The sequence below is a fragment of the Paenibacillus sp. genome (assembly GCF_048976745.1).
Lineage (GTDB): Bacteria > Bacillota > Bacilli > Paenibacillales > Paenibacillaceae > Paenibacillus.
Genome location: NZ_JBHGUU010000009.1, coordinates 23,132 through 43,941, shown reverse-complemented (window position 1 = coordinate 43,941; position 20,810 = coordinate 23,132). Strand labels below are relative to the sequence as shown.

The following is a 20,810-nucleotide window of genomic DNA, read 5'->3' as shown; positions in this document are numbered from 1 at the left end:
CTGTCTGTTCTTACAATTCCCTACGCCGCTGTTGGTTCAGCCTGATCTTTGATTCGTTGCCTTGCTCCGTTGCCTCATAGAATACTCTACGCGATAGCTGCTTAGGCAAATATTCCTGCTTCACATAATGTCCCGGATAATTGTGCGGATATTGGTAGCCCTCATGTCCAAGCTTCACGGCACCCGAGTAATGCGTATCTCGCAAATGAAGCGGAACTTCTGCCGACTTCACCTCATCAATCGCGTTCATGGCTTTGGAAATGGCGGTGTACACCGCATTGGATTTTGGACTTTCGACCGCAAACAAAATCGCTTGTGCAATGTTCAGCTTGGCTTCGGGCCAGCCGTTATTCCGATACGCATCAAGTGCTCCGATGGCCTGTGTCATGGCTTGCGGGTTTGCAAGTCCAATATCTTCACTACTCGCTGCGATCAGGCGCCGAATGAAGGTCATTGGGTCCATACCGAGCTTCTCCACCGCGTATAGAAACCAGAACAGCGCCGCGTCACTGGAACCCCGGATACTCTTGTGAAATGCAGACAGTACATCATACTGGGTCGATTCATCCGCCTTCACAATGGGACGCCGAATAGATTCTTCTGCAACGCCAAGTGTAATATGAATGGATCCATCCTTCTCCGGTGGCGTTGTCAAGGCAGCCAGTTCAAGCGCGTTAAGCGCACGCCGAATATCCCCGTTGGCCATCGTAGCAATATGTTCAAGCGCCTCATCGTCCGCCTGCAGTTCCATGAACCCCAGACCTTTGTCTGCATCGCTCAATGCTCTGCGCATTGCAACAAGGGAATGATCCTTGTTCAGCGATTCCAGCTGGAACAGGGTGGAACGGCTCATCAAGGCCCCATTGACATAATGAAAGGGATTCTCTGTTGTCGCGCCGATAAAAATAATCGTGCCCTTCTCTACCGCAGGCAATAGCGCATCCTGACGTGAACTGTTAAACCGGTGTACCTCATCCAGAAATAAAATGGTTTTTGTTCCATACAGCTGTTTGTTCGTTTGCGCCTGTTCGATGACTTCACGCACATCCTTAACGGAAGCTTCCACTGCATTCAGGCGAACAAACTGTCCTTGCGTTTGCTGAGAAATAATATGTGCCAGGGTTGTCTTACCGCATCCGGGAGGGCCGTATAACAAGATGGACGAAATCTGATCAGCCTCAATGGCACGCCGGAGCAATTTCCCGGGTCCAATAATATGTTCCTGTCCAATATATTCATCCAGATGCTCCGGCCGCATGCGGTCCGCAAGCAATCTGGCTTGTGGTTTGGAGTCCTGTTGAAACGAAAATAAATCCATTGCTCATCACTTCCTTAACGGATTGCCTTAACTTGTTTACAATTCTACTTCTGATGTACTACCACTCTCTATCATATCATACTCCCGCGGTAACATAGCCATAAATGCGCCAAGCGCACTGCTGACAAACGCATCCTTGCGTGTAATAAAACGAGTCATCATTCGGCTTATGCCAGAAGGGAGCGAATGTTTGCGAAGATTTCCAGTTTCGATTTGCTGCCGAATCACAATCTCGGGTAACAGAGAAATCCCCATTCCGGACGTTACTCCACTAATAATTGCTTCCAGCGTTCCAAACTCCATAATGACCGGACGATTTACCCCACTTGAGAGCAACCACTCCTCTAAAGTCTGTCGGTAGGAGCATCCCATGCTGTAAACAAGAATCGGTTTACGCGTAAGTTCCTCTTCTGGCCCCACACCCGACGAGACCACAAATAATTCTTCATCAAACACATCCACGGACTCGATATCGGGATGATCACAGGAACAACCAATAAAAGCCCCTTCCAATTCATACCCAATCACTTGATCAATAAGCATCTGCGAATTGCCCGTAGCTAGTGATAAGGAAACATCAGGATACTGTTTATAATATTTTGCAAAAAGCTCAGGTAAACGAACCGCTGCGGCAGTCTGTGTAGACCCTATTCGCAACGGCCCTGATGGTGTACTCGTCGCCCCAAGCGCCTTGGAAGCCTCATTCAGCAAACCAATAATTTTATCCGCATAGGTCAGCAGCATCTCTCCCGCTGGAGATAACGTCATGCCTCGGTTATGACGAATGAACAACGTTGTACCTACTTCTGCTTCCAGAAGCCTGATGCGTGCCGTTACGTTGGATTGAACATACCCCAGTTTAGCAGCAGCTTTGGTCAGATTCCCTTCCTGTGCAACACACTGAAATATTCTAAGATCACCGCTCTCCATGGTCCCTCCACTCTGACATCATTCTAAATGATATCCACTTCATTACCAATCATTATACTTCATGTGCAAACCGGACTACAATTCATATAGATCCCAAACCCAAACCAGCCCTCTGACTGGATGATGATAAGGAGTGTTCAGCATGACATACTGGAAAAATAGAGTTGCTTTGATCACGGGTGGTGGAACAGGTATAGGCCGTGCTGTAAGTCAGATACTCGCTGAACGTGGAGCCTTGGTCGCCGTCAACTATTCCCGTTCGAAAGATGCAGCAGACGAGACTGTTCAACACATTTTGGATACGGGAGGCCTTGCATTCTCCGTTCAAGCGAATGTTGCCAGTGATCTTGATGTCCGGCGGATGGTCGCTACAGTAACTGAAACTTATGGCCCGGTCACTGCACTTGTAAATAACGCCGGAATCACACATCATATTCCCATGCACGATCTGGAGTCTGTTACAGATGACATCTGGAATGAGCTGGTTGATGTGAATGTGAAAGGCATGTTTCATTGCGCTCGTGCAGTCACGGAAGGCATGAGACAGGCTGGTGGTGGTTCCATCGTGAATTTGGGCAGCATTGCAGGCAGTACGGGTTCGGGCTCCTCCCTCCCTTACGCCGTCTCCAAAGCGGCAGTTCATGGTCTGACCTTATCACTTGCGCACGCACTCTCACCACACATTCGGGTGAATGCTATCGTCCCTGGCGCAGTTGCGACAAGGTGGTGGGCTGGAAACGAGGAGCGCATGCATCGTCTTGGTGGAGAAGTGTTATTGCAGCATATTGCCTCACCTGAAGATATCGCACACATGATCTGTGCTGCGCTTGAACAGCAATCCATGACCGGGCAGCTAATTACTGTAGATAGCGGACAGACGTTATGAGCTCCAGTCATGATAAAGATACCCGGATCATCAAACCATTGAAATATACACTATTGATCATTTTAACAACGCTAATTATGGGTACTTCGTTTCCAGTCGGCAAAATCGGTATGTTATATGCTCCACCTTTCCTGCTCATGGGTCTACGTTATGTACTGGCAGGTGGCTTGATGGCCTGGTTCCTACGTAAACGTCCTTTGCCTACCGAGTGGCAGTCTTGGTTGAAAATAATCCTCATCGGCCTGTTCCAATCCGCAGGAGTGATGGGCTGCGCCTACTACAGCATGAACTGGATTACATCTGGCGAATCCGCCATTATTACATTTACTAATCCGCTATTGGTCATTATCCTCAGTGCTCTCTTATATAGAGTGACCTACCGCTTCAGTCAGTGGATCGGTGTGATGCTCGGTTTCATGGGGATTATGTTAACCTTTGGATGGCAGATGAGTTTTAGCCCTGGAACCTGGATTGGATTTGGTGGTGCGGTCTCCTTTGCCGTGTCCACATTGCTCATCAAACGCTGGGGCGATGGCTACGATACGTTTGTCTTAACAGCCTATCAGATGCTCGCGGGAGGTGCTGCGCTTCTTCTACTGAGCGTATGGACTGAACAGCCTCACTTTATAGTGGATACCACCTCGGTTATGGTGCTCCTCTGGTTAACGCTTGTTTGCTCCATCATCCAGTTCTCACTCTGGTTTTATCTGCTTCAGAATAGTGACCCAGCCCAAACCAGTTCCTATCTGTTCCTGGCACCGTTCTTTGGTGTAATGTCGAGTTGGTTTTTGCTGGGAGAGCACGTTCAATGGTTTGCATTGGCAGGCGGTTTATTCATTGGTGTCGGTATATTCCTGGTGAACCGTCGCTCATCCAGAATGGGAAATAGAGTAACCTAACCCTGGACTTCTTCATCGTTTTTCCTTGGGAGATGAATCATTTCGCGTACAAAAGCAAAAAAGGCATGCGCTTATGGGACTTTCCATAAACGTCATGCCTTTTATTGGTTAAGCAAACTTTATCCACCCAAGCTCTGTTAGCCTGATCTACGTTTGCAAACTAATTATCCTGCACTCAGGTTATTTGGTGTCGCTCTCTGGCCAACCTTGAACGGTTACCGGCTCGCCATCGGGATTATGTGTTGCAGCCGCATAGATCGGCAGTTCACCGTCATGGAACAACCACAATTCGTGCAAAGCCCGTGTACAACCAACATACAACAGTTTTGCATCACCCGCATTCGGAAGATAATGCTTCTGATCTACATCTGCCACAATAACGGCATCAAACTCCAACCCTTTGGACAGATAAACCGGTAAAACGGAGTGTCCACCCGTGTACTGCTTTTTGCCACCATCGATCAGGTTCAGATCCCAGCCTCTGGCCTGTAGATCACGATGAAGTTCCTCTGCTTCATGCAGTGTACGAGTCAGGATGGAGACCGTTCGGTAATCTTTAACGGTTAATATCTTCAATGCTTCTTCAAGACTCGCCGTCCGCCCTTCGCCTCCATAAGCTAATGTCCGCACCGGATCACCACTACGGAAAACCGGAATCGCCGTAATTCCGCTCTTGACGCCACGTTCCAGAATCGTATTGGCATAGTCGATAATTTCCATCGTTGAACGATAACTTCGGGTCAATGCAAAGTATGCATTCTGTTCCTCGGGAAACAAAGAACTCATCTCTTCCCACGCATGAACACCACGGTACTCATGAATGCCTTGAGACAAGTCACCCAGTATGGTGAAGGAATGCCCTTTGACGAACTGATCCAATAACGCCACATGAAAAGGGGAAAAGTCCTGCGCTTCATCAATCACGACATGATCGAACCGCTCCGAACCCTCAATATCATGGACCAATGTATGAATGTATACCAATGCAGGCAGATCTTCCTCACGGACGATATCCTGCTTCAGATCTGCTGCCGTTTGTTTCATGACCAGTTTTGGAATAAGCTCGCTGAGCGAGGCTGGCACAGAGCCGCCCTTTGTGGCTTTGAACAACTGTTTGTATAACGTAAGCGGCTCGTATTGAGGCCATTTTTTGGCATAGGCTTTCTCACGAGTAGACGCTTTTTTCTTGCGTTCTTTGCGCACAGCTTCTGGCATCGGTTTCTTAAGTTCCATCTCAATCCAGCGGTGAACCCGCGCCATGACCCGTTCTTTGCGTTTGGCCAGCGGATAATGTTTATATTCCTCACCGAACCAGTTCTCGATCTCCGTCTTGCCGAGCACCTTGCCATCCCATGGACTGAAGTCCATATCCGGTACGGAATCCGCTTCCATCCCCGACAACCATTCTCGAATAAGCTCCATGAAACGAATCGATCCTTTGTAACGTCCAGGGACATCATCATTCAACTCAGGCCGCGCATCTGGTGCTTCGAACCAGGTGTTAAGCGTATCCGACGTATTTGCCAAAGGCATCTCCAGCCCCAGCAGGTTCATCGCCCAGTCCGGGAATGTCCGCTGCTGGATATCCCCTACTCCGAGTTCCGGGAGCACATCCGAGATGTAATCCAGGAACATGTGGTTGGGTGCAAAAATAACCATTTTCTCCGCAGATACCTGCTCCTTGTACTGATACAGCAAGAAGGCAAGCCGATGCAGGGCAACCGTTGTTTTCCCGGATCCGGCTACACCCTGAATGATCAAGGCGGTGTTTCTCGCCGCACGAATGATCAGATCCTGCTCCGCCTGAATCGTAGATACGATGTCACGGAGTTTGTTGTCCTTGTTCTCTCCCAGACGGTAAACGAGAAATTCATCTGATACCGCTGGCTGGTCGCTGTCACGGTTATATGTATCCGCCACACGTTCCAATATCCGCTGCCGAATGACAACGTTTCGTTTCAGGTACACCAGACCTTCAATAAGCCCTTCCGGGGCTTCATACGTAGCGGAGGCTTCGCCTCCAGTAAATGAGTAAAACAGGCTGGCGACAGGAGCACGCCAATCGATGACGAGCGGATGCTCTCCCACCTCTTCGCGGTCTACGCCGATTTTGCCAATATACAGCGGTTTCCGTGCACCACTGCCCTGTTCTTCGAAATCCAAGCGTCCGAAATAGGGTTGCTGCGCGCTCTTGGACAAGGCGGTGCGGCGCTCTTCGCGTCCAGCTTCCAGCACTTGTTCTGTGAAGTCGTGGCCGGTATACACCGGAATATTTTGCAGTCGTTCCAACTGACTGTCCACTTCCTCCATCGTTCGCTCTAACCTGTACTCTTCTTCTTGATAGGCACTTTGAAAGCTGTCTGACATGTTTCAGTTACCTCCTAAGAATATGTTTTGCTCTGCATCACCTAGATCTGGCAATACAAAAGGATACTTACTATATCACATAGGGCAAGTGAAAGCCACATCCGTTTTGTATGCTTACTTTTGGAAGACATGAAGATCATCTGAATTGATAATTAATGATGGCACTGACGAGCGCACAACAACCGAACAAAATAAACCACCAGGCCCACTTGTTTCTGGCCAGCCTGCGCCTACTGTTCAATGCGCCGTAAATCCCAATTAGCAGTACGATGGAGGAAAAGCTAATTCCGACGATCCAACCAGCCATTATATCTGCCCCCTTTGTTTTCAGTACACGATCGGTGTCTCATTTCCTGGATTTTAGATGAAAAGCTCCTCCTCGAATATCCACATGGAATTCACTTTTTCCACTTTTGTGTATTAGATAGTTCCTGTCCCCATGAAGGGGAGTCAAATCAAATTCACTTTTAAACGCTCCTGATCTTTCTTTAAGTATAATTTGAAAACCTTCGTTATCTGGAATGGAAACCACTGCCCTTGCCCCTGTTGATACGAAGTGCAATCTCTCTGGCATCTTGAGACAGTCCATATTTATTCCTCTGCCTGTTGTGATCATTTGCAAGTGACGAAACTCCCCCGAAATGTCGATCTTGGTTGAACTGGATTGAAGATTGAGCTTATCTGCACTAATGTGTTGTACTTTCACTACGGATGCCACTGCACTCAGTTCAAGCTCCTCCATCCTCCCTGATAGATCTACACGACCTGAGGTGATTTTGCATTGACAGCGAGTGGCCAGAAGCCGATTCAACCGGAGTTGTCCTCCTGTGGAATTTAGCAAAATATGATTAAAAACCCGAGTTGGTAGATGAATTTCCAATGCTGTTCGACCTATATTTAATCCGATGAGTCCTCTCCTTTTTCTCCCGTCCACAATGCTTAAGGTATCCCCTCGTATGTTAACTTGCATCAGTCTTCGCTTGGAAAAGTACACATCCGCATATTGCATGACGTGAATCTGTTCATCCACACTTGTAAGAACTCTGATATCTCCTGACAACCAATTTAGCTGTATATCATGAATGGATTGTTCAATGTCTATGCTCATGCATATGGCAAGCTCACTACTTTTCAACATCTTTTCCCTCTCCATTTCAAACAATCAGGTGTATGTTATTCCGCCTTGGTATACCCTCCCGTGCTGGCATGCCGATTGGTAATACGTTGAATAAGCTGTTCACTTACGATATCTGCTCCCAAGAGCTTCATCATGTGCTGTAGAAAATTAAGCCTCTCCAATGTCTGTTCCTGATTTCGGCTAAAAAGAAAGGGATTAATCCAAATGTTAACGAGTAACATGAATATTTCGGCACACTCCAAAGGAAATTCGACTGAAATGGACCCATCCTCCTTGCCATCCTCCATAATGTCGGCAATAATCCGAGCATCCTTCAGAATACCTTTTCTTATCCCGCCAAGAACAAACTGCGGATTCTTGATCTGAGTGCTAAGAACCTGATCAATTGAGTTAGACTGAATGCCAGGATCAACGATAACATTTTCCAAAATACTGATGAGCTTCTGTCTGGCATTCGGTGCATGCGTGTTCTGGATGAGTTCCATAAACATGTCTTCTGCCCGCCCAAGCTCCTTCTCCATCACTGCACTAAGGATATCCTCCTTGGACTTGAAATGATGATATATTGCACCTTTGGACATACCTAATTGTTCTATAATGTCTTGAATACTGGTCTTTTCATATCCCTTTTCGGTAAACATTTGAGTTGAGACTGCCAGAATCAGGTCCAGTGTCTGCTCAGGGTATTTATTTCTGGCCATAAGTTCCTCCTTATTCATACCAACGGTCGGTATCCAAAATATAGATTATGTTGGTCTCACTGTCAATATGAGGGATTTAAAGAAAAAGAAAAAAGGATCTCCGTTGAAATACCTCATGGGTATAACGGAAACCCTCCAATATGGAGATTACTCTTCTTTTTGTACTATTGCTGCGTTGCCTTCCTGTGCCACAAACTGCTTCTGTGCCAACTCACGATATACCGGATGATTGCTGATCAATTCAGCATGAGTTCCGGTTCCGGTCACATGTCCATGCTCCAAAACGACAATTTGATCGGAGTCCACCACAGTAGACAACCGGTGCGCGATCACAATCGTGGTTCTGCCTTCCATCAGATTGGACAAAGCCTGCTGTACTTCGTATTCTGATGTACTATCCAGACTGGATGTTGCTTCATCCAGCATTAGAATGTCAGGACTTCGTAGAAGCGCTCGTGCAATGGCAATCCGCTGACGTTGTCCCCCGGACAACTTAATTCCTCTCTCGCCCACTTCCGTGTCATATCCCTGTGGCAACTTGTCGATAAAGTCGGCAGAGTAGGCCATCTCAGCAGCTTGCCGAATCTCATCCATCGTGACCTCACGGTTCAATCCGTACGTGATGTTGTCTTTAATGGTACCCGCCATAAGTGGACTTTCCTGAGATACATACCCGATCTTGCTGCGCCAGGAGGACAAGGAATATTCCGTTATCGCTTGTCCCCCATACGAAATATGGCCTGAATCGGGCATATAGAACTGCTCCATCAAAGAGAACAGCGTTGATTTTCCGCTACCGCTCGGGCCAACAATCGCAGTCACTTTACGTGTAGGAACCGTCAGATTGATCCCGTGCAGCACTTCTTCCCCTGTGACATAGGAAAAGTGTACATCGTGGAATGCAATCGTCTCATTTCCTTTTGGAGCTACCTTGGTGCTGTCATGTGGCTCTTCCTCATCAGCAAGAATAGCTTGTATGCGCTCTGTGGCACCTACGACTTTTTGCAAACGGGAGTATAGCGTTGTGAATTGCCCCATTGGCATAATGACCTGGAACAACAGCAATATGAAAGCAACCAGTTCACCCGGTGACAACATGCCAGATGCTACACGCATCCCTCCCACACCCAGAATAACGACCAACACGGCCGTCATGACAAATGTAAACAAGGGACCAATCAGAGCAAGAATACGTGCTTCCTGTAAGCCAAAAGCAAACATTTTACGAATCCGGGAATCCCCTGCCTCTGATTCCTGTTTCTCCGTTCCATAGGCTTTCACCAATCGGATCTCGCCAATAACCTGACTAAGTACGGACGTAAGACCTGCCATCTCATCCTGTTGTTTTTTCGATATTTTATACATCTTCCTACCCACCGGCAACAGGATCAACAGCGTAAGTGGCACCAGACTAAGGATAATGAGCGACATCACCCAATCCAAATAGAACAGTAATGCTACGCCACCTACGACTGCCACGATATTGGATACAAAGGAAACCAGATAATCTGCGATCAATGTCATGATCTGGCTTGTATCATTCGTAATTCTACTCATCGTATCGCCTGTACGATTGCGATCGAAATATGGCATTCGCAACGACAATACCTTGTTCCACAGCTTGGTGCGAAGTGTTGCGACCACGCGTTGTCCTGCGTAATTTAACATATAAATGCTGATGCCTGAGGCAATCGCCTGAATCACAAATGCACCGAGCAATAACAAAATAACAGATTTGTTCAGTGCCGAAGTGGTAAGTCCATCAATCAGACCTTTGGTCATCAGTGGCACAATCAGTCCGGCCGTCGTCTGAATCAAGGTCAAGATGAGGGCCAGAATCAGGATCAGTTTTGGCGGATTTGTGGAAGCGATAAGCTTGACGAAATCCTTGAATCCTTTTTTTCCTACCTTCGGTTCCTTCTGCTCTGCTTGCTGCTGTTCTTCCATTCCCGTTCCTCCCGTTCCCATCTGCTCACCAGAAATCATACGTATGAACTTACATGACGTTGCCTTTTGTTGTATAACAAAGCTTTACAATATCCCATGTAACACAAAATTGGCCAAAAAGAGGATGGAAATGCCATACATAACCACAGGTACCTGTTTACCTTGACCTGCTGCCAGCTTCGCCAGTGGATAGGCAATGAATCCAAACGCCATACCATCCACAATGCTATATGTAAATGGAATCATGACCATGATCAGAAATGCCGGAAACGCCTCTGTAAAGTCACCAAAATCCATATCTTTTACACCTTGCACCATCAGGCCACCAATAATGATCAAAATGGGTGCAATCGCACTGTCTGGAATGTAACCGAGTAGTGGGATGAAGAAAAAAGTAGCCCCGAATAACACGGCTGTAACGAGCGGGGTTAACCCCGTGCGTCCACCTGCGGCGATCCCGGCTGTAGTCTCTGCTGCGGCGACTGGAGGACTACTTCCGAATACGCCTGCCAACACAGTACTAATGGACAGAGCACGCAGACTGCCTTTGAAGCGCTCAGGACGACCAATCATCTGTGTCTGAGCGGTAATTAATCCGATATTTTCGAACACCACAATTAGCAGTAACAAAAATACCGCAATCCAAAACGCGACATCAGCCAGCTTCATTAGAGACAATTCGCCAAACAAGCCACCGTATTGACGCAGCGCATCCATCGCTGATACGGACTCACCCGGGTTCACTGCTCCAAGTACATAGGCAAGACCTGTCCCGACCAGAATACTAATGAGAAGTCCACCCTGTACATTACGGATAAATAAAATCAAGGCCAGCACTAGCGTAACGCAGGCCGTAATGACATTTGGATCATTAAAGTGCCCAATCGCGACAAATGTGGTCTGATGCGCGATAACGATTCCACTTTTTTGCAAACCGATAAATGTCAAAAACAAACCAATTCCTACTGTAATGCCGTGCTGCAGATTTTTAGGGATTGCTTCGCTGATCATTTTGTATAGAGACGTAAACGCAACAATGGCAAACAGTATACCTGTAACGGTTACAACCGCCAGCGCTTCTTGCCAGCTTAATTTCATGGAATGTACAAGTGTATACGTGAAAAATGCATTAATCCCCATTCCGGGTACAACGATAATTGGTGATTTCCCGCCAAATGCCATGAGCAAACAGCCTGCAATGGAGGTCAGCAGGGTTCCAACCATAGCTGCCTGCAAGGGCATTCCGGCATCGGAAAGAATTGTAGCATTGACCATAACGATATAGACCACGGCAAAATAGGAAATGGCTCCCGCCACAACTTCCTTCTTCCACTGGTCTCCTGGCTCCATGCCAAGACGTCTGCTCATCCATCCGTGTTTCATTTTCGTTCTAATCCCCTCTCTCTATATAAGCTGAATAACTGAGTATTTACACTCCACCACTACGTGGACAGAACAACCTTCCGATCGCTGTTATCCCCAGATTTTTTGTTTAAATTTTTTAAATGTACGAATCCGGTGATAGCGTATGCTTCCGATGTAGCTTTCTTTCAGAAAGCTTTTAGGCGAACGCTCTGCTTCTTCAGGTTTCTTCTGTCCTCTTCGTTCTTGTGTAAATCTTATTCAGCTTATATGGCCGCAAAATCTTTATGTATGTATCATCATTTCGCGCAGCAGTGAATATCATACACGGTTTTGACTTTGAAGTACATGACGTAACTCTGACATTTGTCTAGAGATACAGTTCGTCCATCATAGACGATTGACATCCCATCCGCTCCGTCTTGCGAAATATGATCACACCAAAAAGCGCAGATGCCTTATGGGCATCCACGCTTCTTCAATTGGCAGCAAGTTACTGCTGCTTGTTCTCTGCAATTTCCAACAAATCCTTAATCGCAACACTGACCATAATCAGTCCGGCTACCGGAGGTACAAATGAGTTACTCGCAGGTGGCTGTTTGGCTTTGCGAATTTCCGGAGCATTCTCGGGAACGATTTTTTGTGTGACGTCCTCACGCGGTTTCATCGGCTTTTCAGTCGAGAAAACCACTTTCACACCTTTTTTGATACCGTCTTTACGAAGTGTGGTACGCACAACACGGGCAATCGGGTCCATGGTCGTTTTCGAAATATCCGCAACCTGGAATTTCGTTGGATCCATTTTATTCGCCGCACCCATGCTGGAAATCATCGGAATTTTACGTTTCAGGCACTCTTTAATGAGATGGATTTTATAGATAATCGTGTCGGATGCATCCAGCACATAATCCAGTTCATATTTGAACAATTCCTCATACGTCTCTTCCGTGTAAAACATATTTAATGCAATTGCATCACATTCCGGATTGATCAGTTTCACACGTTCCACCATCAGGTCCGCTTTTTTCTGCCCTACTGTCGTGGTCAGCGCATGAATCTGGCGGTTAATGTTGGTGATGTCCACGACGTCTTTATCAATCAGGATGATGCGTCCAACGCCGCTACGGGCAAGAGCTTCTACAGCAATTCCACCTACGCCGCCAATACCGAGCACAGCGACTGTACTATTCTTTAATGCATCCAGACCTTCAGGTCCGATCGCAAGTTCTGTTCTTGAAAATTGATGGAGCATTGAGAATCGATGCCTCCTTTATTTCTTTTCCGCTACCGGTTTACGGGCTACGCGGATATGAAGTTGTTCCAATTGCGAGTCATCCACTTCAGAAGGTGCATTCATCAGCAGATCCGTTGCACTTGCCGTTTTCGGGAAGGCAATTGTTTCACGCAGATTCGTGCGGCCCGCCAGCAACATCACGAGGCGGTCCAGACCAAAGGCAATACCACCATGCGGTGGAGTTCCATATTCGAATGCTTCCAACAGATAGCCGAATTTCTCATTCGCTACTTCTGGTGAGAGTCCAAGGGCAGCAAACATTTTCTCCTGAACATCACGTTTGTAGATACGCATCGAACCGCCACCTACTTCATAACCATTGAGAACAAGGTCATAGGCTTGAGCACGGATTGCACCTGGATCTGTGTCAAATAGATGTACATCTTCGTCTTTTGGACGAGTGAACGGATGGTGTTCTGCCACATAACGTTTCGCATCTTCATCATATCCGAGGAGTGGGAAGTCCACAACCCAGGCAAATTTGAATTTGCTGTCATCGATCAGACCAAGTTGACGGCCGATTTTCAGACGCAATGCGCCCAGAACGTCAGCAACCACTTTTTTCGTGTCTGCAGAGAAGAGCAACAAGTCGCCTTCCTCAGCACCTGTACGTTCTTTGACCGCTTCGATTTCTTCAGGCGTGAAGAACTTCACGATTGGCCCTTTGAACTCGCCGTCTTTTACTTGAATCCAGGCCAGACCTTTTGCACCGTAACGTGCAGCAAATGGTCCGAGATCATCGATCTCTTTACGGCTCCATGTGCCACAGCCTTTAGCGTTCAGCACTTTCACTTCTCCACCTTTTTCGATGACGGAAGCAAATACTTTCACACCACTGTTCGCTACAATATCGTTCATTTCAACCAGTTCCATACCAAAGCGCAGATCTGGTTTGTCTGAACCGTATTTACCCATTGCATCTGCATACGTAATCCGTTGGAAAGGCAGTTCCAGCTCAATGCCTTTGGTTTCACGCAGCAATTTGGCCATCAGTTCTTCCATCATTGGCAGCAGATCATCCTGTTGCAGGAAAGAAGTCTCGATGTCGACTTGCGTGAATTCGGGTTGACGGTCTGCACGCAGATCCTCATCCCGGAAACAACGAGCGATCTGATAATAACGCTCAAGTCCGCCGACCATCAGCAATTGTTTGTAGATTTGTGGGGATTGCGGCAGGGCGAAGAATTCACCTTCATGCACACGGCTCGGTACGAGATAATCACGCGCGCCTTCGGGGGAGCTCTTAGTCAGGATCGGTGTTTCCACCTCAACGAACTCTTCTCCATCCAGGTAGTCACGGAACACTTTGGATGCTTTGGAACGCAGTTTCAGTGTTTCGAACATTTCCGGACGACGCAGGTCCAGGTAACGATATTTCAAACGAAGGGATTCATCCACTTCGACACCATCTTCAATGAAGAATGGAGGTGTTTTGGCTGCGTTCATCACTTCGATTTCTGTAATTTGAACTTCAATTTCGCCGGTAGGCAAGTTTTTGTTCACTGTTTCTGCATCACGTTTAACGACTTTACCCGTTACAGCGATAACATACTCGCTACGTACGCGATCTGCGATTTGCAGAGCTTCACCGGAATAGGCCGGGTTAAAGACAACTTGTACAATCCCGCTGCGGTCACGCAGATCGATGAAAAGTACGCCCCCCAGGTCACGGCGGGTTTGAACCCAACCGTTCAATGTTACTGTTTCACCGATGTGTGCGGGTGTTAATGCGCCGCAATGATGACTTCTTTTCATAACCAAACTCCTCATTATGTGAATTTCCGTTCTGTATGGGCAGTTAGTTAGTGCCTGCTCTTCAACAGCCCGGTTGCGTGTAGACCATGTATTCGAAAAGGCTTGTTACCACTGGATCGCCAACTTCCGATTAGTCGGAATCGTTGGTGAACCTCAGTAACTTTACCGGATCTATTGTGTTACTCGAAAGTTTTAATCTTAATTTACAATTCGTCTTATTAACCTTCGCGAACGGCCGCTACCAGATCATCAAGTTTCACGGTTTGTTGCTCCCCTGTATCCATCGACTTGAGGGCGATCTCGCCACGCTCCAGCTCATCATCCCCAAGGATAGCGGTATAGCGGGATTTGAAGCGGTCAGCTGATTTCATCTGTGCTTTCATCTTGCGGCCCAGATAATCACGTTCTCCAGACAGTCCAGACTGACGAAGTTTGAACAACAGACGGTTCACTTCACGGTCAGCTGCCTCTCCCAAAGCAACAAAGTACACATCCAGTGGAGCCAGCGTAGTTACCTCAATCTTTTGGTGCTCCAGAATCAGTTGAATACGCTCCAGACCAATACCAAAGCCAATACCCGGTTGATCAGGTCCGCCGATATCTCCAACGAGACCATTGTATCGACCACCGCCGCCAACCGTATCAATTGCTCCAATTCCTTGGGCTTTTAATTCAAACGCAGTCAGCGTGTAATAATCCAAGCCGCGTACCAGACGATTGTTCACCGCATAATCTACTCCGAAATCATCCAGGTAGGCCTGCAGCTTGGCAAAGTGATTCAAAGACTCTTCATCCAGGCTATCCAGTATGGACGGTGCCCCTACGAATTTGTCCTGATCGACTTTGCAGTCGAGTACACGCAGCGGATTACGCTCCATCCGGGACTGACAATCCTTGCACAAGCTGTCTTTCATCGGTCTGAGGAACCCAAGTAACGTCTCGCGGTATTCTGCACGACTGTTCGAGTTACCCACGGAGTTGATCTCCACTTTAACATCCTTCAAGCCGAGCTCGACACACAACTGGTAGCCCAGTGCGATTACTTCGGCATCAATGGCCGGATCCAGCGCACCGATGGCTTCTACACCAAACTGGTGGAACTGACGCTGACGCCCTGCCTGGGGACGCTCATACCGGAACATCGGACCGATGTAATAAAGCTTGCTCACATCCGGTTCGCCGTAAATTTTATTCTCAACATACGCACGGACAACCCCCGCTGTTCCCTCTGGGCGAAGAGTCATGCTGCGATTGCCTTTGTCATCAAAGGTATACATTTCTTTCTCAACGATATCGGTAGTCTCTCCTACACCGCGTACAAATAAAGAAGTCTGTTCGAAGATCGGTGTACGAATCTCACGGTAATTGAACCGTCGACACAGATCTCGTGCTTTTTCTTCTACGTACTGCCATTTCTCGACAACTCCAGGCAGTAAGTCCTGCGTTCCAGTCGGTTTTTGAAAAGCCATCATGATCCCTCCAGCATTGATTTTTTTCTCTAAAAGTTAATCCAGAAATGTTACACCTGGTCTCTCCGACTGCAGTACCATCTTTCGATCGCTGTTATCCCCAGATTTTTTGAATTAATTTTCCATTGTGAAAATCCGGGGATAGCATATGCTTCCGATGCAGCTTTCTTTCAGAAAGCTTTCAGGCGAACGCCTCGCTTCTACAGATTGGTTCTACAATCTCCGTTATGGTATAAATGTTAAAATCAACTTATATAACAAAAAAATCCCTCGCCCTGTCGCTGTGTATACAGCAAACAAAGGGACGAGAGATTGTGTAATATACATTCACCCGTGGTACCACCCACATTCCGGAAACCTGACACTTTAGCCGTTCAGGTGGTCTCTGGTGATTCAGGATTGCCTAGGGCACCCTGATCAAGCAGATATTCCGCTCTACGTGTAACGCACGTCCTGCGCAGGCCGGCTACTGGTCAACAGATCATGTCTGTTATGTTCGCGGTCTGTTCTCGGGGAAGTCATTCGTCCGCTCATCAAGAGAATCCTTACAGCCTGGGGATTCCTCTCTGGTCATGTGGGCACGGAGTACTTGGTCCCGTCATCAAATCAGTAATATAGTTCAAAAATCGACTTGTATTGACTATAGTCAACGTATTATTTTCTGATTGTAATGAACCGCAGTGCTAAAGTCAAGGGTTAACACGAAAAGATAGCAGTAAAAAAATTACTCACACGCCGTACGGGATGAGGAGTTCACTCAAATTATGGCTAATAGAAGCTGGATTCGTCCAATGAATTCCAACTTCTATCGCTACATAACCTATTGTTTTAGCATCCACTTCAACAACTCCGGCACGCTTGCCCATAGACGGGAATGCATAATGACATATGCAATCGCTTCGTTCGAATCGCCCATTCCAACAAAGTCAGGGAGGTTATGCGGCAGCCGTTTCAAACCCAACAGGTAATCAGGCACATGTTTGTTCACACCCCGGGCCACACGGTACAGCATTTTGAGCTGGGAGGTGATTCCGTTTTTCTTATACTCCAGAATGATCTTGTCATAGGCAAAGGCAGTTGCGGCATCACCTTTTCCATACTTCTCCAGCAATTGCTCTGCCTGATCCAATTGGTTGCTGTACAAATAGACAGCAGCAAGCAGGTATCGTGCACCGGTATTATCTTCCGTATTAAGCTCTAGAATATGCTCCAGAATATGTGCTGCTTCTTTTGCATCTCCGGCAAACCAGCAGGATTCGGCGTAGCTTTTGCATATCCGGATATAGGGACGAGTCTCATGAAGCCCCCAGAAGTCCCCTTTGTTCTTTTCAAAAAACAGTTCACCCAGTTCGCGTTTGCCAGCAGTTATTCCGGCCTCAAGGTAAGCTCGTGCATCATGCTCACTGTCCGATTCCTCAGCCAGAATGAGATACGCATCAGAACTGTCAGGATATATCTCCAGCGCCGTTTCCGCCAGCTGTATTCTGCGTTTGGAAGAACTGGCTTCTCTCGCCTTACCCAGCAGAGCCTGTGCTTTGTCCTTTGATGTGCCTGGACTGTTCAATATCAATAACTCGTCCGTTTCACCGCCCATACCGTATTCTTCGATGTAATTGAACATCTCCTTAACCTTCCGGGAGATCGTGCCTGTCGTTACCTCATATTTATCAGCCAGCTCAGCCTTTGAGGCATTCAAACCGTATTCCTCGGAAAGCACATACTCAATGGCAGCACAGAAAGAGCCTGTCTTCTTCACAGTAGGGCGGGTCTGTCGGGAAAATCCGTTCCATAACATCAGAGCTTCCAAAATTAGCTCTGGCTCGTATTGCTTCCTCATGTCCTCAATAAGCTGCAGGGCCAACTGTTCGTGAGCCGAATGCTCCCATTTCAGTTCCTTCTCCACCATCTTTTTCAGCTTGGTCAAGGTCATCTTGCTCTCAGTCTCAATTGAAGCTTCTCGAACTGGTTGCTCCGTTGATATCAGCCCCAGTATGGATTCTGCCGCAGAAGACTCCTTATTCAGACAACACTTCTTATATTTTTTCCCACTTCCGCATGGGCATAGCTCATTTCTTCCAATCTTACTCAAAACTTATTCCCCCTTAAATCTGTCTCTAGCCATTCACCTGAGAACACGTAGCTTTAACATCATAGGTGTCATCTCAAACGAGGCATTCTATATAACTTTCAATTTCCAGCGATCAAGCAGAACCGCTACCCCGCCCTTATAGAAGGACGGGGTAATTTCAGCGAGTATATGTTCATCTGGAATATGACCGATCACTCTGGCAATGAATTCCTCATATTCTCTGTCTTAAAATTGGTTTGCCCTGAGCCCAATCGCAGGAAGCTTGATTTACCGTCCAATGTAACCCAATAATGAGAACAATTCGCTTTAGAAAATTTAAACCCATTCCTCTATTCTAGCAAAAATTTAAATAAGGGGTAAGCTTCTCCCAAAACATATATATTTTCAGCACAAAAAAAATAGCCTGCACACGGTGTGCAGGCTCAAAGGATATATAAAAAAAGGGGGTCATGTCTGTTATTATAAGCCCACAATGTTAAAGGCTTATGTAACTAATATTACAGTAATATTACAAAAATGATAGCGCTTTATATTTTAATTTTCTAATATATTTATAATTAAAAACCCTTGCACATTACTCGACTAATAGTCAAGCAGTGCAAGGGCCAAGAGGTATCTACACGTTAATTCAAGTCTTCCACATAGGCATGGTTGGAACGAAGCTTATGAACAATTTCGTCATAATCCTCATCCCTTACTTTGGCAGACAGAACATAATGCAGATCATCATAATCGGCCGAAGTTACGTCAGCTGCATTCAGCAGATCTCCATCCTCATTCACTCTGTCACGAGAATCCCGTTCTGCGTCACGATCCACATTAGCTACCACAGGAATCACATTTTCACTGGCTGGAACACCTGGGGCTGCACCTACACCCATTGCCCCGTTAGTGCCTACGCCACCTGCAGTATTATATGGCACCAGTGGTACCATTACACGCGTGTCTCTACCTATTGCACTATCGAGTTGACCTACTTCCAAATGCTCTGTACGGAACGTCTGAAGTGAAGTTCTTGCTCCCTCCGCCTCGTCTTCGGTTCGAAAATACGCCTGAATATGTTTTGTCATGTCAAACCCTCCTTTTTCGGAATGAAATGCAACGTGAAGTTTCTTAACCCCACGATGTAACGTAGTTTAGATACATCAATGTATGTCAGTTGTACTGGCTGAAGTTATATAACTTTTAGCAGTTCACGTACAAATGCTGGCTCATCTTCAGGTGTTCGGGATGTAATATAGTTTCCATCCACAACAGCCTCATGATCCTTGAACTCAGCTCCTGCATTTACCATGTCATCCTTAAGTGGTGGATAGGATGTAATCGTACGGCCTTTCAACAGACCGGCACTAGCCAAAATCTGCGGACCATGGCAGATCGCTGCGATGGGTTTCTTCGCACTGTTAATCTCGGTGACAAACTTCAAGATATGCGCATCACTTCGCAAATTCTCAGGGGATGATCCACCAGGAATCACGACTGCATCATAATCTGAAGCGGATACGTCAGCGATCGCCTTATCTGTAGTATAGGAGGCCTTTCCTCCCTTTCCTTTAAGCGTCTCACCGGCTTTTAATCCGATTATCTCCACTTCATGTCCAGCTTTTTTCACTTCGTCATACGGAACCTGCATCTCCGAATCTTCAAAATCATTCGCCAATAAAAAAGCAACTTTACTCATAATGTATGTTCTCCTTTCCGTGTTCGAACTTTCTTTATGAATCGGGTCTTGCAGTACATTGGCACTTCGTTGTGCCTCGTTTTGTTATTACCCTCACCAGAGCAATTTATAACAATTCCATGTAATTTCATTTTGTGACGAAGTCGTCAAACGAATACTTATAAAGAACAACTCATGACAAAAAGTCCTGATTCGGTAAGGAATCAGGACTTTCAGAATCTGTATAATCCAAATTTCAGATGTTTATATACACATGTGTACACATTCAAGATCGCGGAAGATGACTCTGTTTCCCTTTGTCCGAATCCTGAAGTGCCCAAATCGTTGCAACACACTCCGTAGCCGCACGGGCAAGATGCAATGATTCATACAGGTTGCCAGGGAGTAACAAAGGTTCTGTACGTGCACGTGTTTCTTTCGCAGATTGGCGCATAATTGGTTGGATACTCCTTTGATCATGAAATAGTCATCAACGAATTATCCTTCATTATGGCCTGAACCCCAAGAAATTATGCACCTGGTTCCTGACGAACCGGACTTTCAAGCATCAAAGTCACGGGTCCCCAGTTGGTAAATGTTACATCCATCATCGCTCCGAAACGGCCGGTTTCAACCTGAATCCCTTTATCCCGTAAAAGTTGATTAAACGTTTCATATAACCGTTCTGCCGCTTCAGGTCGGGCCGCAGCTGCAAAGCTAGGGCGCTTTCCTTTGCGACAATCTCCGTACAGAGTGAACTGGGAAACGGACAATACAGCACCGCCTACATCAAGCAGGCTGAGGTTCATTTTCTCCTGATCGTCCTCAAATATCCGTAACCCGCTAATTTTGTCAGCCAGATACTGGGCATCCTTCTCCGTGTCCTCATGGGTAATACCTACCAGCAACATTAATCCGGATTCGATCTTACCCGTCAGTTCGTCTCCCACAGTCACCTGAGCCTCTTTACAGCGTTGTACAAGCACCCTCATTTT

The 20,810-nt window shown here is 46.8% G+C and carries 18 protein-coding genes; 2 read left to right on the top strand and 16 right to left on the bottom strand.

Features of this window, described 5'->3' with window-relative positions; genetic code table 11:
• Positions 1–10 precede the first annotated feature (10 nt).
• Together ACE3K2_RS15850 and ACE3K2_RS15845 are read right to left on the bottom strand one after the other, a co-directional pair.
• On the bottom strand, positions 11–1,318 hold the full coding sequence (locus ACE3K2_RS15850) for a replication-associated recombination protein A (protein WP_421891990.1): 1,308 nt from the start codon (positions 1,316–1,318) through the stop codon (positions 11–13).
• A 36-nt stretch (positions 1,319–1,354) separates the two neighbouring features.
• Positions 1,355–2,248: a LysR family transcriptional regulator gene (locus ACE3K2_RS15845; protein WP_421891987.1), complete on the bottom strand. Its 894-nt coding sequence runs from the start codon at positions 2,246–2,248 to the stop codon at positions 1,355–1,357.
• Between the two features lie 142 nt (positions 2,249–2,390).
• Between ACE3K2_RS15845 and ACE3K2_RS15840 the strand changes: the two genes are divergently transcribed.
• Positions 2,391–3,134, top strand: coding sequence for an SDR family NAD(P)-dependent oxidoreductase (locus tag ACE3K2_RS15840; protein ID WP_421891984.1), 744 nt, complete (start codon positions 2,391–2,393; stop codon positions 3,132–3,134).
• Positions 3,131–4,033: a DMT family transporter gene (locus ACE3K2_RS15835; RefSeq protein WP_421891981.1), complete on the top strand. Its 903-nt coding sequence runs from the start codon at positions 3,131–3,133 to the stop codon at positions 4,031–4,033. The genes ACE3K2_RS15840 and ACE3K2_RS15835 overlap by 4 nt, the downstream gene beginning before the upstream one ends.
• Positions 4,034–4,213: 180 nt before the next feature.
• Here ACE3K2_RS15835 and ACE3K2_RS15830 read toward each other — a convergent pair whose 3' ends face one another.
• The 14 genes from ACE3K2_RS15830 to dtd form a co-directional block, all read right to left on the bottom strand.
• On the bottom strand, positions 4,214–6,400 hold the full coding sequence (locus ACE3K2_RS15830; protein ID WP_421891979.1) for a HelD family protein: 2,187 nt from the start codon (positions 6,398–6,400) through the stop codon (positions 4,214–4,216).
• 136 nt (positions 6,401–6,536) lie between these two features.
• Positions 6,537–6,707 carry a hypothetical protein gene (locus tag ACE3K2_RS15825; RefSeq protein WP_165980256.1) on the bottom strand — a complete coding sequence of 57 codons (171 nt, stop codon included), beginning with the start codon at positions 6,705–6,707 and terminating at the stop codon, positions 6,537–6,539.
• Between the two features lie 39 nt (positions 6,708–6,746).
• A complete protein-coding gene (locus tag ACE3K2_RS15820; protein WP_421892949.1) occupies positions 6,747–7,508 on the bottom strand; it encodes a DUF4097 family beta strand repeat-containing protein in 762 nt (253 codons plus the stop codon).
• Positions 7,509–7,573: 65 nt separating this feature from the next.
• Positions 7,574–8,239 (bottom strand): TetR/AcrR family transcriptional regulator, encoded by a 666-nt coding sequence (locus tag ACE3K2_RS15815; RefSeq protein WP_421891976.1) that lies wholly within the window; start codon positions 8,237–8,239, stop codon positions 7,574–7,576.
• A gap of 147 nt (positions 8,240–8,386) precedes the next feature.
• The gene (locus ACE3K2_RS15810; RefSeq protein WP_421891973.1) at positions 8,387–10,186 is read right to left on the bottom strand and encodes an ABC transporter ATP-binding protein; all 1,800 of its coding nucleotides are present in this window, start codon (positions 10,184–10,186) and stop codon (positions 8,387–8,389) included.
• 84 nt (positions 10,187–10,270) lie between these two features.
• Positions 10,271–11,569, bottom strand: a complete 1,299-nt coding sequence (locus tag ACE3K2_RS15805) for an NCS2 family permease (protein WP_421891971.1) — start codon at positions 11,567–11,569, stop codon at positions 10,271–10,273.
• 472 nt (positions 11,570–12,041) lie between these two features.
• Entirely contained in the window at positions 12,042–12,800 is a 759-nt protein-coding gene (locus ACE3K2_RS15800; protein ID WP_091020457.1) for a tRNA threonylcarbamoyladenosine dehydratase, read from the bottom strand.
• 18 nt (positions 12,801–12,818) lie between these two features.
• The gene (gene aspS / locus ACE3K2_RS15795) at positions 12,819–14,597 is read right to left on the bottom strand and encodes an aspartate--tRNA ligase (protein ID WP_421891967.1); all 1,779 of its coding nucleotides are present in this window, start codon (positions 14,595–14,597) and stop codon (positions 12,819–12,821) included.
• Between the two features lie 218 nt (positions 14,598–14,815).
• A complete protein-coding gene (hisS, locus tag ACE3K2_RS15790) occupies positions 14,816–16,066 on the bottom strand; it encodes a histidine--tRNA ligase (protein ID WP_421892946.1) in 1,251 nt (416 codons plus the stop codon).
• Positions 16,067–16,886: 820 nt separating this feature from the next.
• On the bottom strand, positions 16,887–18,155 hold the full coding sequence (locus ACE3K2_RS15785) for an SEC-C metal-binding domain-containing protein (protein ID WP_421891964.1): 1,269 nt from the start codon (positions 18,153–18,155) through the stop codon (positions 16,887–16,889).
• 623 nt (positions 18,156–18,778) lie between these two features.
• The gene (locus ACE3K2_RS15780; protein ID WP_421891961.1) at positions 18,779–19,225 is read right to left on the bottom strand and encodes a hypothetical protein; all 447 of its coding nucleotides are present in this window, start codon (positions 19,223–19,225) and stop codon (positions 18,779–18,781) included.
• Positions 19,226–19,329: 104 nt separating this feature from the next.
• Complete coding sequence (locus ACE3K2_RS15775) at positions 19,330–19,836, bottom strand: type 1 glutamine amidotransferase domain-containing protein (RefSeq protein ID WP_421891958.1); 507 nt, start codon at positions 19,834–19,836, stop codon at positions 19,330–19,332.
• A gap of 265 nt (positions 19,837–20,101) precedes the next feature.
• Positions 20,102–20,269 (bottom strand): hypothetical protein, encoded by a 168-nt coding sequence (locus ACE3K2_RS15770; protein ID WP_421891955.1) that lies wholly within the window; start codon positions 20,267–20,269, stop codon positions 20,102–20,104.
• 76 nt (positions 20,270–20,345) lie between these two features.
• Positions 20,346–20,807, bottom strand: a complete 462-nt coding sequence (gene dtd / locus ACE3K2_RS15765; protein WP_421891952.1) for a D-aminoacyl-tRNA deacylase — start codon at positions 20,805–20,807, stop codon at positions 20,346–20,348.
• Positions 20,808–20,810 lie beyond the last annotated feature (3 nt).

What these genes read in the sequence shown, in the direction of transcription:
- dtd (WP_421891952.1), bottom strand. Translation starts at nt 20,807, where the DNA reads ATGAGGGTGCTTGTACAACGCTGTAAAGAGGCTCAGGTGACTGTGGGA.
- ACE3K2_RS15850 (WP_421891990.1), bottom strand. Translation starts at nt 1,318, where the DNA reads ATGGATTTATTTTCGTTTCAACAGGACTCCAAACCACAAGCCAGATTG.
- ACE3K2_RS15845 (WP_421891987.1), bottom strand. Translation starts at nt 2,248, where the DNA reads ATGGAGAGCGGTGATCTTAGAATATTTCAGTGTGTTGCACAGGAAGGG.
- ACE3K2_RS15820 (WP_421892949.1), bottom strand. Translation starts at nt 7,508, where the DNA reads ATGAGCATAGACATTGAACAATCCATTCATGATATACAGCTAAATTGG.
- ACE3K2_RS15810 (WP_421891973.1), bottom strand. Translation starts at nt 10,186, where the DNA reads ATGGAAGAACAGCAGCAAGCAGAGCAGAAGGAACCGAAGGTAGGAAAA.
- ACE3K2_RS15800 (WP_091020457.1), bottom strand. Translation starts at nt 12,800, where the DNA reads ATGCTCCATCAATTTTCAAGAACAGAACTTGCGATCGGACCTGAAGGT.
- ACE3K2_RS15835 (WP_421891981.1), top strand. Translation starts at nt 3,131, where the DNA reads ATGAGCTCCAGTCATGATAAAGATACCCGGATCATCAAACCATTGAAA.
- ACE3K2_RS15770 (WP_421891955.1), bottom strand. Translation starts at nt 20,269, where the DNA reads ATGCGCCAATCTGCGAAAGAAACACGTGCACGTACAGAACCTTTGTTA.
- ACE3K2_RS15830 (WP_421891979.1), bottom strand. Translation starts at nt 6,400, where the DNA reads ATGTCAGACAGCTTTCAAAGTGCCTATCAAGAAGAAGAGTACAGGTTA.
- ACE3K2_RS15805 (WP_421891971.1), bottom strand. Translation starts at nt 11,569, where the DNA reads ATGAAACACGGATGGATGAGCAGACGTCTTGGCATGGAGCCAGGAGAC.
- ACE3K2_RS15825 (WP_165980256.1), bottom strand. Translation starts at nt 6,707, where the DNA reads ATGGCTGGTTGGATCGTCGGAATTAGCTTTTCCTCCATCGTACTGCTA.
- ACE3K2_RS15780 (WP_421891961.1), bottom strand. Translation starts at nt 19,225, where the DNA reads ATGACAAAACATATTCAGGCGTATTTTCGAACCGAAGACGAGGCGGAG.
- ACE3K2_RS15815 (WP_421891976.1), bottom strand. Translation starts at nt 8,239, where the DNA reads ATGGCCAGAAATAAATACCCTGAGCAGACACTGGACCTGATTCTGGCA.
- aspS (WP_421891967.1), bottom strand. Translation starts at nt 14,597, where the DNA reads ATGAAAAGAAGTCATCATTGCGGCGCATTAACACCCGCACACATCGGT.
- ACE3K2_RS15775 (WP_421891958.1), bottom strand. Translation starts at nt 19,836, where the DNA reads ATGAGTAAAGTTGCTTTTTTATTGGCGAATGATTTTGAAGATTCGGAG.
- hisS (WP_421892946.1), bottom strand. Translation starts at nt 16,066, where the DNA reads ATGGCTTTTCAAAAACCGACTGGAACGCAGGACTTACTGCCTGGAGTT.
- ACE3K2_RS15840 (WP_421891984.1), top strand. Translation starts at nt 2,391, where the DNA reads ATGACATACTGGAAAAATAGAGTTGCTTTGATCACGGGTGGTGGAACA.